At 58.1% G+C, this 13,791-nt stretch carries 12 protein-coding genes; 8 read left to right on the top strand and 4 right to left on the bottom strand.

The features are described 5' to 3' along the window. Positions 1–388 precede the first annotated feature (388 nt). Together AC3EMD_RS22200 and AC3EMD_RS22195 are read left to right on the top strand one after the other, a co-directional pair. Positions 389–1,258 carry a DMT family transporter gene (locus tag AC3EMD_RS22200; RefSeq protein WP_044613410.1) on the top strand — a complete coding sequence of 290 codons (870 nt, stop codon included), beginning with the start codon at positions 389–391 and terminating at the stop codon, positions 1,256–1,258. Between the two features lie 95 nt (positions 1,259–1,353). Continuing rightward, positions 1,354–2,019, top strand: a complete 666-nt coding sequence (locus tag AC3EMD_RS22195; RefSeq protein ID WP_064166483.1) for an HAD family hydrolase — start codon at positions 1,354–1,356, stop codon at positions 2,017–2,019. Positions 2,020–2,527: 508 nt separating this feature from the next. Here the strand turns inward: AC3EMD_RS22195 and phnE (AC3EMD_RS22190) are convergent. The 4 genes from phnE (AC3EMD_RS22190) to phnC all read right to left on the bottom strand — a co-directional run bounded on the left by phnE (AC3EMD_RS22190) (position 2,528) and on the right by phnC (position 6,152). Next, entirely contained in the window at positions 2,528–3,412 is an 885-nt protein-coding gene (phnE, locus tag AC3EMD_RS22190) for a phosphonate ABC transporter, permease protein PhnE (protein WP_023339634.1), read from the bottom strand. Continuing rightward, complete coding sequence (gene phnE, locus AC3EMD_RS22185; protein WP_038422156.1) at positions 3,409–4,281, bottom strand: phosphonate ABC transporter, permease protein PhnE; 873 nt, start codon at positions 4,279–4,281, stop codon at positions 3,409–3,411. Before phnE (AC3EMD_RS22185) ends, phnE (AC3EMD_RS22190) begins: the two co-directional genes overlap by 4 nt. Before the next feature lie 67 nt (positions 4,282–4,348). After that, entirely contained in the window at positions 4,349–5,287 is a 939-nt protein-coding gene (gene phnD, locus AC3EMD_RS22180; protein WP_032691132.1) for a phosphonate ABC transporter substrate-binding protein, read from the bottom strand. Between the two features lie 22 nt (positions 5,288–5,309). Beyond that, positions 5,310–6,152, bottom strand: coding sequence for a phosphonate ABC transporter ATP-binding protein (phnC, locus tag AC3EMD_RS22175; RefSeq protein WP_012542738.1), 843 nt, complete (start codon positions 6,150–6,152; stop codon positions 5,310–5,312). Between the two features lie 843 nt (positions 6,153–6,995). On the opposite strand from phnC, the gene ecpR reads away from it, so the two are divergent. The 6 genes from ecpR to AC3EMD_RS22145 all read left to right on the top strand — a co-directional run bounded on the left by ecpR (position 6,996) and on the right by AC3EMD_RS22145 (position 13,790). Further along, complete coding sequence (gene ecpR, locus AC3EMD_RS22170) at positions 6,996–7,538, top strand: ECP biosynthesis operon DNA-binding transcriptional regulator EcpR (protein WP_008805314.1); 543 nt, start codon at positions 6,996–6,998, stop codon at positions 7,536–7,538. A gap of 74 nt (positions 7,539–7,612) precedes the next feature. Then, positions 7,613–8,200, top strand: coding sequence for a common pilus major fimbrillin subunit EcpA (gene ecpA, locus AC3EMD_RS22165; protein ID WP_023297107.1), 588 nt, complete (start codon positions 7,613–7,615; stop codon positions 8,198–8,200). 58 nt (positions 8,201–8,258) lie between these two features. Further along, positions 8,259–8,927, top strand: coding sequence for a fimbrial chaperone EcpB (locus tag AC3EMD_RS22160; protein ID WP_008805316.1), 669 nt, complete (start codon positions 8,259–8,261; stop codon positions 8,925–8,927). A gap of 25 nt (positions 8,928–8,952) precedes the next feature. Then, positions 8,953–11,478, top strand: coding sequence for a fimbrial biogenesis outer membrane usher protein (locus AC3EMD_RS22155; RefSeq protein ID WP_008805317.1), 2,526 nt, complete (start codon positions 8,953–8,955; stop codon positions 11,476–11,478). Continuing rightward, positions 11,468–13,111, top strand: coding sequence for a fimbrial adhesin EcpD (gene ecpD, locus AC3EMD_RS22150; protein ID WP_012968862.1), 1,644 nt, complete (start codon positions 11,468–11,470; stop codon positions 13,109–13,111). The genes AC3EMD_RS22155 and ecpD overlap by 11 nt, the downstream gene beginning before the upstream one ends. Beyond that, positions 13,080–13,790 carry a fimbrial biogenesis chaperone gene (locus AC3EMD_RS22145; RefSeq protein WP_032732575.1) on the top strand — a complete coding sequence of 237 codons (711 nt, stop codon included), beginning with the start codon at positions 13,080–13,082 and terminating at the stop codon, positions 13,788–13,790. The genes ecpD and AC3EMD_RS22145 overlap by 32 nt, the downstream gene beginning before the upstream one ends. Position 13,791 lies beyond the last annotated feature (1 nt).

The following is a 13,791-nucleotide window of genomic DNA, read 5'->3' as shown; positions in this document are numbered from 1 at the left end:
CAGACTGCTTTGTTTTATAGCCGATTAAAAAGAACGGCTGAATAAGCCGAGGCCGCCTTTACGTTTATTTACGATTAAAAATAAACAACCAGTCGAGAGATCAGCCATAAAAGGCAGTTGTCACTTCCGAACGGCCTGTGCCAGGATTCTGATTAAACATTTCACGAGGCATTCCATGACGCATTACGCCATCTCTGGTGAGACTTTGCCCGGCGCCGCTTTCGACGCGGGGTGGATGACGTCTGCGCTTCATCATTGCTTCACCACGCTCTGCCCACCGCCTCCCCCTCCAGACCGGGTTGTTTTCGACGCTTAACGCCGTCTTTAGCAGGCGCTTACCTGCCGGTATGACGCTTGATACCTTGTGTTTGACGTTCTGGAGCATGCTATGCACGTTCGCTATTCTCTGCTCGCCTCGCAGGCGACAACGGCCATTTTTGTGCTGCTGTGGGGCAGCGCGGCCATCTTCACCCGCTGGGGACTGGACAACGCTTCGCCGATGGCGCTGCTGGTCTTTCGTTTTCTGATTGCCCTGGTCGCGCTGGCGCCGCTGGCCATCGTCCGTCGGCGCTGGCTACCCGCGCCGGGCACCCGCCTGCAGACAGCGGCCACCGGCCTGATGCTGATTGGCGGCTATTCGGTCTGTTACTTCGAGGCGATGGCTAACGGTGTGACGCCGGGACTTATCGCCACCATCATGGGGATCCAGCCCATCCTTACGCTTTGCGTGGTGGAGCGTCGCCTGCAGGGGCGGCGGCTGTCAGGACTGCTGATTGCCCTGGCGGGGCTGGTGCTGCTGGTGTGGCGCAGCCTGGCGGCCTCGCCGATGGCGATGGTGGGGATCCTGTTTGCGCTGGCGGCTCTGCTGCTGATGACCTTTGGCGCGCTGTGGCAAAAGCGCAGCCGTCAGGCGCCGGCGGATGTCCTGCCGCTGCAGTACGCCGTCAGTCTGGGGCTGTGCCTGCTGATTGCCCCGGTCAGCGGCTTCCGGTTTACCGTTAACGCCGGGTTGATTATTCCGGTGCTGTTTCTCGGGCTGCTGATTTCGGTGGTCGCCCAGCTGCTGCTGTATCGTCTGCTGAGCGCGGGAAATATTGTCAATGTCACCAGCCTCTTTTATCTGGTGCCAGCGATCACGGCGCTGCTGGATTATCTGCTGCTGGGCAACCGGCTGCCGGCGGCGGCGATGGTCGGTATGGTGGCGATCATCGGTGGGATCGTGCTGGTGTTCCGCACCGCGAAGGTCCGCGCCGGCTGATGGCGAGCCGGGCGCTTTGGCGTCCGGTTCATTTTCCTGTCATCTTTTTTACGCATGCTCCCGGCAGCTTATTTTGACCAGTAAGGGAAAGTACCATGGGCAACACGCTGACGATTTTTGATCTCGATAACACCCTGATACAGGGCGATAGCAGTACGGTCTGGAGCCAGTTTATGGTTCGCGAAGGGCTGGCGACGCAGAAGGGGTATCTTGCCCGCGAGGCGCGGCTAATGGCGGATTATGACCGGGGAGAGATGAATATCGCCGATTATGTGGCCCTGATCCAGGCGCCGCTGGCCGGAATACCGAAGTCGGACGTTGATGCGCTGGTGGCCCGCTGCGTGCGCGAGGCGATCCTGCCCCGGGTCTATCCGCAGGCGTGGGAGCTCATTCGTCGTCTGCGGGCCGAGGGGGAGCAGATGCTGATTATCTCCGCCTCGGTTAGCCTGCTGGTGCAGGCGGTGGCCGCCGCGCTGGAGATTGATCAGGCGCTGGGCATTGACGTGGAGATGGTCGACGGCGGCTACAGCGGGGTCATTGCCGGGATCCCCAGCTATCAGCAGGGGAAGGTGGCGCGTCTGGCGCAGTGGCGCGAGACGCATCCGCAGTATGACGGCGAGGTGACTTTCTATACCGATTCCATTAACGATCTGCCGCTGTGCCTGCATGCGGATCGCGTGCGGCTGGTCAATCCCTGTCCGCAGCTGCAGGCGGCGGGTGCCGGATATGGCTGGCCGGTGCTGAGCTGGCGGCTGGAATAGCGGAGCGGATAAATATTTCTTCGGGTTCAGCCGTTCCAGGCCGGATAAGCCCTGTAGGCCGGGTAAGGCGCCAGCCGCCACCCGGCATAAAAGCAGCTCCGTGCCTGATGCCATCGCCCGGCGGCGCTGTGCTTGCCGGGCCTACAGACAGTCGGAGCCGGACGAGTAGGCCGGGTAAGGCGCCAGCCGCCACCCGGCGAAATATCGGCGCAACCGGAAATGTCCCTGCTCGCGCTACGCTTAGCAGGGCTACCACTCCTGTGTTATTTCCGGGCACATTGCGCTCCCGGTTAATTTTTCTGCATTCTGTTTTTCGTGGCGCAGGGAGCGCACAGGGGGGGGCCAGTCGCCGCCGCCCCCTGTCCCCCGGCCTTCCGGGAACGTCTCAGCGATGTTGAGGCCGCCAGTACCGGCAGTTTCAGTTGCCCCAGGCCCGGCGGTGAGTCAACAGCCAGTCCTGGACGAGTAGGCCGGATAAGGCGAAGCCGCCATCCGGCGCAAAGGTGTGCTAGCGTCCGCCCTGATACAGCGGCACCGCGGCGCCGCCGATATAGCGACGGCGCAGCCAGGCGGAAAGGGTGTCCATGATCATCACCACCGCCACCAGCAGCAGGGTGATAAACATCACCACATCCCAGTTCCACAGGCGCATGTTCTCGGCATAGATAAGCCCGATACCCCCGGCGCCGACGAAGCCCAGCACCGCCGCGGAGCGGGTGTTGGATTCAATCTGATACAGGCTCAGGGCGAGGAAGGTTGGGAACGACTGGGTAAAAATGCCAAAGCGATGCTTTTGCAGGCCGTTCGCGCCCACGGCGGTCAGCCCTCGCCCGGGCGAGCGGTCCACGGCTTCGTGTCCTTCCGCGTACAGCCGTCCCAGCAGACCGGTGTCCTGCATGATGATCGCCAGCACCCCAGCCAGCGGCCCGAGGCCGACCGCGCGCACGAAAATCAACCCCCAGATAGCCATGTCGATCCCGCGCAGCACATCAAACAGGCGGCGCATCAGCAGGGCAAGGGTCCCCAGCACCACGCCGCGCATGATGTTGCGGGCGGCAAAGAAGGAGAGCAGCAGTGCCAGCACCGTGGCGGTCAGCGTCCCGGCGAAGACGATAGCCAGGGTGATGCCGATTTGCGTGAAGTAATAGCCGAACGGCCAGTTCCAGAAGTCGTGCCAGACGAACATCCGCGCCAGGTAGCGGCCAATCTGCTGCAGACCGGTGGTCAGCTGCTCGCCGCTGATGCCAAACTGCAGAAAAAACCAGACGTAATAGAGCACGCTGGCCAGCGCCACCAGCCCGACGTAGCGCAGGTAGCGCCCCTGGACCTGATAGAGCTGTTTATGCTGCCGCCGGCTGGCGGCGATATCCGGTTGCATGTGCCAGACGCTCATTTCTTACCCTCCAGTACCCACAGGCGCAGACGACCGGACAGCATGTCCAGCGCCGACACCACCAGAATGATCAGCAGCAGGGTGATGCTCACCTGATCGTAGCGGTCGAGTTTGATGTTGGTCATCAGCTCCTGGCCGATGCCGCCCGCGCCCACCAGCCCGAGAATCGTTGACGAACGGAAGTTGATTTCAAGCCGCATAAAGCCGTAGGAGAGAAACAGCGGTTTCACTTGCGGCCACAGGGCGAAGCGGATTTTCTGCAGCGGCGACGCGCCGCAGGCCGCCAGGCCGCGTACCGGTTTGTTTTGCGCGCTCTCCACCGCCTCGTAGAACAGTTTGGTCAGGCTGCCGACGGTGTGCAGCATCAGCGCCAGAAAGCCCGGGATCGCACCGATGCCGAACGCCATGACAAAGATCACCGCCCACGCCAGCTCGGGCATGGTGCGCAAAAACGCCACCAGTACCCGAATGGCAAAGCGTACCGGCGCCGGGGTCCAGGCGTTGTTGGCGGCGAGGAACGCGAAAACCGTGGCGATGGCGACCGCCACCAGCGTCGAGGCCAGCGCCAGCTGCAGGGTTTCCCAGATGAGCGGCAGCTGGATCGGCAGGCGATAGCCCCACCAGGCCAGCGAGCCTTTGGTCTGTACATCGGCGAACAGGTTGCCGGCACTCAGAGGCGGAATGGTCTCTGCCATATAGTCAAAGAAGTGGGGCAGCGAGTGCCAGATGGTCAGCAGATTAAATTCTGCGGCGCTGCCGGCGGCAAAATAGAGCGCCAGCAGGAGTAACGACCAGCAGACGGTATCGCGCTTTTGCCGCGAGCGTACCTGCTGGTAATAGCGTTCAAATTCGGTGTGGGTCGTCTTCATGCGTCGGGGATCTTCAACGTAGCGCCGCCGCTCACCCTGGGGGCAAGCAGGCGGCGTTGAGGCAGGATTAACGCGCGCTCACCAGCTCGCGTTTCATGTCGATAATCTGCTGGAAGTCAGCCACGCTGCCCGGACCGATGTGCTGGGTACCGCCCATCGCTTTGATAAAGCAGGCGTGATCCTCGGTGTCCAGTTTTTTCACCGCCGCCACGACTTTCGCTTTAAAGTCCGCCGGCAGCGCATTGCTTACCAGGATCGGGCCGTTCGGGATCAGCGGCGATTGCCAGATAATGCGGATCTGCTTCATCAGATCCGGATGATCCATGCGAATCAGACGGTTGAACGCGCCGGTGGTGTAGCCGGTGTTGTAATCGCCGACCATCGAGGTCCAGGTGACCGCGCCCGCGAACTGGCCGTTCAGCACGCCGAGAATGTCCTGCTCGTGGCCGCCGGAGAAGGTGACGCTGGAGAAGGTATTGTTGTATTTGTTGTCGGCGTTACCGCCAAATTTTTCTTTAAACGCATGGTTAGGGATCAGATACCCGGAAGTGGAATCCGGATCGGCGAAGCCGAAGGCTTTGCCTTTTAAATCGTCCAGCGTTTTGTACGGGGAGTCGGCTTTGACGATCACCACGGAGTGATAGCCGCGGGACTGATCTTTATCGTCCACGGCGATGCCGACGATATCCACCGCTTTCGGGTTATTGATATAAACCGAAGCGTAAGAGGAGGGGGACATGCTCAGCACCACGTCGACTTTACCCCCCAGCAGACCCTGGATCACCCCGGAATAGTCGGAAGAGTTACGCAGTTTGGTATCCACGTTCAGCTCTTTATCGAGGAAGGTCTTCACACACTGGTTATCACCGATTTGCTGGGTGGCGTTCTGCCCGCCGAGAATGCCCAGATTCAGCTCTTTCGGCTGCGCTGCCGCCGCCTGCCATGCCATCATCATGCCCGCGACCACTGCGGATAAACGAACTGCGCCAGTCATATATTTTTTCATTATGTTGCCCGTGTGAGTGAAATTAATGCAATTGGCTAACTTCATCGCCGTACAGCTGCTGCAGCACATCCTGCGTCAGCCGGGAGGGGTGATCGTCAAAAATAAGCTGGCCGCTGGCGACGCCGATAACCCGGGTGCAGTAGGCCTTCACCAGCTCTACCGAATGCAGGTTCACCATCACGCTGATGCCCTGCTCGCTGATCTCGCGCAGCACATCCATGATGCGCTGGGTGTTCTTCGGATCCAGCGAGGCGACAGGTTCGTCGGCCAGCAAAATGCCGGGGTTTTGCATCAGCGCCCGGCAGATTGCCACCCGCTGCATCTGTCCCCCGGAGAGATTCTCCGCCCGCTGCAGCGCGTGCGGCAGCATGTTCATCCATTCGAGCAGCGCAATGGCGCGCGCCCGGTCGGCGGCGGGGAAAATTTTAAACAGCGACTTCAGGGTTGAAGTCTGGCTGAGGCGGCCAAGCAGGACGTTGGTGAGCACGTCGAGGCGCGGTACCAGGCAGAAGTCCTGAAAGATCATCCCGCACTGACTGCGCCAGGCGTTGAGTGAGCGGCCTTTCAGCTTTGAGACATCGTGTGGCATACCGACTTCCGGATAGCTAAGAATTTCACCGCCGCTGGCGCTGTGCGTACCATTAAGGACATGCAGGAGCGTCGATTTGCCGGCGCCGGAGCGGCCAATGACCCCGACCATTTCACCGGCGTGCAGGTCAAAGCTGATGCCGTCCAGCACCTTGTGCTGAGCATGATAGGCTTTAGTCAGGTTACGCACGCTTAAGACCTTCCGCTGCAGGCCGGCATCGAGATCGGTGAACGGCTGGAAATCAGTTTCGGCCACCGCGGCAAGAGAGCTGTTCATAAGAGTGTCCAGGTTCGTCATTAACTGGGCACTATTAATAGGTCTTTATATGAAATTTCGATGACGGTATTGCGAACAAAGCGTGAACAGGCGGGAAAAGGCGGGGATGACAGGCCGACCGCGCGGCTTGCTGACCGCTGGCGAAGCCTTGAAAAGCGGCTATGCTTTCGGGGGGCGCGAAGGCAGGCGCACCCGTGACGGCAGGCACCTATCGGCAAAACTCGTTTTATCTTGCTAATGAGGTCTGTTTAATCGAATAGATAATGCTTCTACCTTTGTTTAGCATTCATCATTCCGCAGAATTAACATATGCATAACTATTTTGTGCGGCAGGTTAATCTATTCATGTGGCTTATGAATTGGTAAATCATCCTAGTTATTGCTTATATTCAGAGTTATATTCTTTATTTTGTTGTTAATTTGGTTTATTTGACAACTCTATCCTGCCCCTCATTAAGAATATTCCTAACATAATAGGGCGAAGATCCTGGGTAATATAAAGCACAAGTAAGAATTGAAGGTAATATTGCCAATAACCTCATGAAAATAAATGTCTTTTTCCACTCCTCAAAAATCCGATATTTTCAGTTTTTGTAAATATTGACCCAGGCACGAAATTGATTGCCTGTCCGCGTGTTGACACTCCATAGGAAAAAACTTAAATTCAACGCCATGCAGAAATAATTAAAATTAAACCCGGCTTATCAAATATTGATAAGTAATGCGTGTCTTATTTAATGGCGATTTATTAAAGGAAGCGAATACGCCAGTTAACTTTGTAGGCCTGGCAAACAGTGAAGTTGTAAAAATGATTACTTCAAGGACTATGAGGTTAAAAACTATATGGAATATAAATGCTGTTCCGATAAGTACATTTGGTCTGCCCATGACTCCTACTTCTATAAAGGACTATCCGAACTCATTTTGGATATCGATGAATTAATTTATCTGTCGCAGGAGAAGATTAGAAAGGATTTTGTGTTTATCAATCTCAACACGGCTTCTTTAAATGAATTTATCAGGCGCGATAGCGAATGGCTATCCGCGGTAAAGGGGAAACAGGTCGTATTGATTGCGGCCAGGAAATCAGAAGCCTTAGCAAATTACTGGTATTACAATAGCAATATTCGCGGCGTGGTATATGTTGGCCTGAGTCGCGATATTAGAAAAGAACTGGCCTACGTAATTAATGGCAGATTTCTCCGCAAAGATATTAAGAAAGATAAAATTACTGACCGGGAAATGAAAATAATCCGCATGACCGCTCAGGGCATGCAGCCGAAATCGATCGCCAGAATTGAAAATTGTAGCGTGAAGACAGTATATACCCATCGGCGCAATGCTGAGGCCAAACTGTATTCCAAAATATATAAGTTAGTTCAGTAACACCCAGGCAATATTGTTTTTTAAATGGTTCACCGGGACATCATGTCCTTAATTCAACTCAGGATGAAAAAGCGATGAAAAAAAAGGTTCTGGCAATAGCTCTGGTAACAGCGTTTACCGGTATGGGTGTGGCGCAGGCTGCTGACGTAACGGCTCAGGCTGTTGCGACCTGGTCGGCGACCGCTAAAAAAGACACCACCAGCAAGCTGGTTGTGACCCCGCTCGGCAGCCTGGCATTCCAGTACGCCGAAGGCATTAAAGGCTTTAACTCGCAGAAAGGTCTGTTTGACGTGGCGATTGAGGGTGACGCAACGGCGACCGCCTTTAAGCTGACCTCGCGCCTTATCACCAACACCTTAACCCAGCTGGACACTTCCGGCTCCACGCTGAGCGTGGGTGTGGATTATAACGGCGCCGCGGTGGAAAAAACTGGAGATACCGTGATGATCGATACCGCTAACGGCGTGCTGGGCGGCAACCTCAGCGCGCTGGCTAATGGCTACAACGCCAGCGGCCGTACCACCGCACAGGATGGTTTCACTTTCTCCATCATCAGCGGCACCACCAACGGCACCACCGCAGTGACCGATTACAGCACCCTGCCGGAAGGGATCTGGAGCGGCGACGTCAGCGTCCAGTTCGACGCCACCTGGACCAGCTGATCCTTCTGATGCACCAGCAGGGGGGGCTCCCCCTGCTTTTTTCACGGACGGAATTGTTATGAAAAAGCACCTTCTGGCTCTCGGGCTGCTGCTTGTCGGGGTGTCGCCGGCGCAGGCGCTGGATGTCGGCGATATCTCATCTTTTATGAACAGCGGCAGCAGCACGCTGAGCAAAACAATCAAGAACAGCACAGACAGCGGTCGACTGATCAATATCCATCTCGAACGGCTCTCTTCCCCGCTGGATGGTGGGCAGGTTATCCCGATGGATAAACCGGATGAGGTGCTGCTTACCCCCGCCAGCCTGCTGCTACCCGCTCAGGCCAGCGATGTCATCCGTTTCTTCTACAAAGGCCCGGCGGATGACAAAGAGCGTTACTACCGCATTGTCTGGTTCGATCAGGCACTCAGCGATGCCCAGCGCGATAACGCCAACCGCAGCGCGGTAGCGACGGCGTCCGCCCGCATCGGCACCATTCTGGTGGTGGCGCCCCGGCAGGTGAATTACCGCTTTCAGTACGCCAACGGCTCTCTGACCAACACCGGGAATGCGACGCTGCGGATCCTCGCCTACGGCCCTTGCCTGAAGGCCGCCGACGGTAAGGAGTGTAAAGAGAATTACTACCTGATGCCGGGTAAATCGCGCCGTTTTACGCAGGTGGACACGGCGAATAAAAAAGGACGGGTTGCGCTTTGGCAGGGTGAGCAGTTTGTTCCCGTGAAATAGACAGTTGTGCAGATGGATAACGACGATGCCTCTACGACGGATTTCCCCAGGACTGAAAACGCAGCTTGCCTTCGGCATGATCTTTTTGTTCGTTCAGCCCGACGCCAGCGCTGCTGCCGTACGTGCCCAGCAGATTGGCGGGGTGATTATTCCGCAGGCCTTCAGCCGGGCGCTGCAGGACGGTATGAGCGTCCCGCTCTATATTCATCTTGCCGGCAGCCAGGACACCCGTGACGATCAGCGGATCGGCAGCGCCTTTATCTGGCTGGACGACGGCCAGCTGCGTGTCCGGCAGATCCAACTGGAGGAGAGCGAGGGGAACGCCAGCGTCAGCCAACAGACCCGACAGCAGCTGATCGGCCTGGCCAACGCCCCGTTCAGCGAGGCACTCACCATTCCCCTGACCGACAGCGCGCAGCTGGATCTCAGCCTGCGCCAGCTGCTGCTGCAGCTGGTGGTCAAACGCGAGGCGCTGGGCACCGTGCTGCGCTCGCGCAGCGAAGATATCGGTCAGTCCAGCGTGAACACCCTCAGCAGCAACCTGAGCTATAACCTCGGCGTCTATAACAACCAGATGCGCAATGGCGGGAGCAACACCTCCAGCTACCTGTCGCTGAACAACGTCACCGCGCTGCGGGAGCATCACGTGGTGCTCGACGGCTCGCTGTACGGGATCGGCAGCGGTCAGCAGGACAGTGAATTATATAAGGCCATGTATGAGCGCGATTTCGCCGGCCACCGCTTTGCCGGCGGGATGCTCGACACCTGGAACCTGCAGTCCCTGGGACCGATGACCGCTATTTCGGCCGGCAAGATTTACGGCCTTTCCTGGGGGAATCAGGCCAGCTCCACCGTCTTCGACAACAGTCAGTCGGCCACGCCGGTGATTGCCTTTTTACCGGCGGCGGGCGAGGTGCATCTCACCCGTGACGGCCGGTTGCTGAGCGTCCAGAACTTCGCCATGGGCAACCATGAAGTGGATACCCGCGGCCTGCCGTACGGTATTTACGACGTGGAAGTGGAGGTGATCGTTAATGGTCGGGTGGTCAGCAAACGCACCCAGCGGGTCAATAAGCTGTTCAGCCGGGGACGCGGCATCGGCGCGCCGCTGGCGTGGCAGGTATGGGGCGGCAGTTTCCATATGGATCGCTGGTCGGAAAGCGGCAAAAAGACCCGGCCGGCAAAAGAGAGCTGGCTGGCAGGCCTCTCGACCTCCGGGTCGCTCAGCACCCTGAGCTGGGCGGCAACGGGCTATGGCTACGACAACCAGGCGGTGGGGGAAACCCGCCTGACGCTGCCGCTGGGCGAGTCGATCAACGTTAACCTGCAGAATATGCTGGCCAGCGACAGTTCCTGGAGCAGCGTCGGCAGCATCAGCGCCGCGTTGCCCGGGGGCTTCAGTTCAGTGTGGGTCAACCAGGAGAGAACCCGCATTGGCGATCAATTGCGGCGCAGCGATGCCGACAACCGGGCGATCGGCGGCACCCTCAACCTGAACGCGCTGTGGTCGAAGCTGGGGACGTTCAGCGTCAGCTACAACGATGACCGCCGCTACAACAGTCATTACTACACAGCGGATTACTATCAGACGGTCTACAGCGGCGCGTTTGGATCGCTCGGCCTGCGGGCGGGGATCCAGCGCTATAACAATGGCGACAGCAGCGCCAACACCGGGAAATATATCGCTCTCGATCTCTCGCTGCCGCTGGGCAACTGGTTCAGCGCCGGGATGACCCATCAGAACGGCTACACCATGGCTAACCTCTCAGCGCGCAAGCAGTTTGATGAAGGCACTATTCGCACCATCGGCGCCAATCTGTCGCGGGCCATCTCCGGCGATACCGGGGATGACAAAACCCTCAGCGGCGGAGCGTATGCCCAGTTCGACGCCCGCTACGCCAGCGGCACGCTGAACGTCAACAGTGCGGCGGACGGCTACGTCAACACTAACCTCACCGCCAGCGGCAGCGTCGGCTGGCAGGGCAAAAACATCGCCGCCAGCGGACGAACCGACGGTAACGCCGGAGTGATCTTCAACACCGGGCTGGAGGACGATGGTCAGATTAGCGCCAGGGTTAACGGGCGGATTTTCCCGCTCAGCGGCAAGCGTAACTACCTGCCGCTCTCTCCCTATGGCCGCTATGAGGTGGAGCTGCAGAACAGCAAAAACTCGCTCGATAGCTACGACATCGTCAGCGGGCGTAAGAGTCATCTGACCCTTTATCCGGGCAACGTCGCAGTGATTGAGCCAGAGGTGAAGCAGATGGTCACCGTCTCCGGTCGTATTCGTGCAGAAGACGGCACGCTGCTGGCGAATGCGCGGATTAACAACCATATCGGCCGTACCCGGACCGATGAAAACGGCGAGTTTGTCATGGACGTGGATAAGAAATACCCCACTATCGATTTCAGCTACGGCGGCAATAAAACCTGCGAAGTGGCGCTGGAGCTCAGCCAGGCACGCGGCGCCGTCTGGGTCGGGGATGTGGTCTGCAGCGGCCTCTCGTCGTGGGCGGCGGTGCAGCAGACAGGAGAAGAGAATGAAAGTTAATGCACTGATGGCGCTGGCGATCCTCGCGCTGCTTTGGCCGGCAGCCGCACTCAGGGCGGCGGTGACCAAGACCACCTGGTCGGATGCGCCGGCGCGCGAGTTTGTGTTTGTTGAAAACAACTCCGACGACAACTTTTTCGTCACCCCCGGCGGGGCGCTGGATCCGCGTATGACCGGCGCTAACCGCTGGACCGGCTTAAAATACACCGGCTCCGGCACCATTTATCAGCAGAGTCTCGGCTATATCGATAACGGCTACAACACCGGGCTCAATGCCAACTGGAAGTTTGATATGTGGCTGGAAAACTCGCCGGTTTCGCACCCCTTAACCGGCCTGCGCTGCATCAACTGGTACGCCGGGTGCGATATGGCCACCAGCCTGATCCTGCCGCAAACCACCGACGCCAGCGGGTTTTATGGCGCGACGGTGACCAGCGGCGGCGCGAAGTGGATGCACGGCATGATGTCGGACGCGTTTTATCAATATCTGCAGCAGATGCCGGTCGGCGGCAGCTTTACGATGACCATCAATGCCTGTCAGACCTCGGTGAACTACGATGCCAGCAGCGGTGCGCGCTGTAAGGATCAGGCCTCCGGTAACTGGTATGTGCGCAACGTCACCCACACCAAAGCCGCGAACCTGCGGTTGATTAATACCCACTCGCTGGCGGAGGTGTTTATCAACAGCGACGGCGTGCCGACCCTGGGTGAAGGGAACGCCGACTGCCAGACGCAGACCATCGGCAGCCGCGCAGGATTAAGCTGTAAGATGGTCAACTATACCTTACAGACCAACGGCTTAAGCAACACCTCGATCCATATTTTCCCGGCGATCGCCAACTCGTCGCTGGCCTCGGCCGTCGGGGCGTACGATATGCAGTTCAGCCTCAACGGCAGCTCCTGGAAGCCGGTGAGCAATACCGCTTATTACTACACTTTCAACGAGATGAAGAGCTCAGACTCGATCTATGTTTTCTTCTCCAGCAACTTCTTTAAGCAGATGGTGAATCTCGGGATCAGCGATATCAACACCAAGGATCTGTTCAACTTTCGCTTTCAGAACACCACCTCGCCGGAGTCAGGCTGGTATGAGTTTTCCACCTCCAACACGCTGATTATCAAGCCCCGTGATTTCAGCATCAGCATTATCTCGGACGAATATACCTCGGCGCCGTCGCGCGAGGGATATGTCGGCAGCGGCGAACCGGCGCTCGATTTCGGCTACATCGTCACCACCAGCGGTAAAACGGCCGCCGATGAAGTGCTGATCAAGGTGACCGGACCGGCGCAGGTGATTGGCGGGCGTTCCTACTGTCTCTTCAGCTCTGATGACGGTACGGCGAAAGTGCCGTTCCCGGCGACGCTCTCTTTTATCACCCGCAGCGGCACGACGCAGACCTACGATGCCGGGTGCGATGACAGCTGGCGGGATATGACCGATGCGCTGTGGCTGACCACGCCATGGACCGATATCTCCGGCGAAGTGGGGCAGATGGATAAGACCACGGTGAAATTTTCGATTCCGATGGATAACGCCATTTCGCTGCGGACGGTAGACGATAACGGCTGGTTTGGCGAAGTCAGCGCTTCAGGAGAGATTCATGTCCAGGCGACGTGGCGCAACATTAACTAAGGCCCTGCTGACGGTGGGCTGCCTGCTGGCAGCGCCGCTGGCGCAGGCGATCTCGGTCGGCAACCTGACCTTTTCCCTGCCGGCCGAAGCGGATTTCGCCAGTAAACGGGTGGTCAACAACAATAAAAGCGCGCGGCTGTACCGCATCGCCGTCAGCGCCATCGATCGTCCGGGCGGCAGCGAAGTACGCTCCCGGCCGGTGGATGGCGAACTGCTGTTTGCCCCCCGCCAGCTGGTGCTGCAGGCAGGTGAGAGCGAGTATTTTAAATTTTACTATCATGGCCCGCGGGATAACCGCGAGCGCTACTATCGGGTCTCGTTTCGCGAAATCCCCACCCGCAACCTGACGAGGCGCAGCCCGACCGGCGGCGAGGTCAGCATGGAGCCGGTGGTGGTGATGGATACCATTCTGGTGGTGCGCCCACGCGAGGTGCAGTTTAAATGGTCTTTCGATAAGGTGGCCGGGACGGTGAGCAACACCGGCAATACCTGGTTCAAGCTGCTGATTAAACCCGGATGCGATTCGACCGAAGAGGAGGGGGACGCGTGGTATCTGCGTCCTGGCGACGTGGTTCGCCAGCCAGCGTTGCGCCAGCCGGGGAACCACTATCTGGTTTATAACGACAAATTTATTAAGATCAGCGATACCTGCCCGGTGAAGCCCCGTCCCGCGGAGTGAC

The organism is Klebsiella sp. PK18, assembly GCF_057784655.1.
Note: the sequence above shows the minus strand (reverse complement) of the source record. Positions and strands in the feature narration are given on the sequence as shown.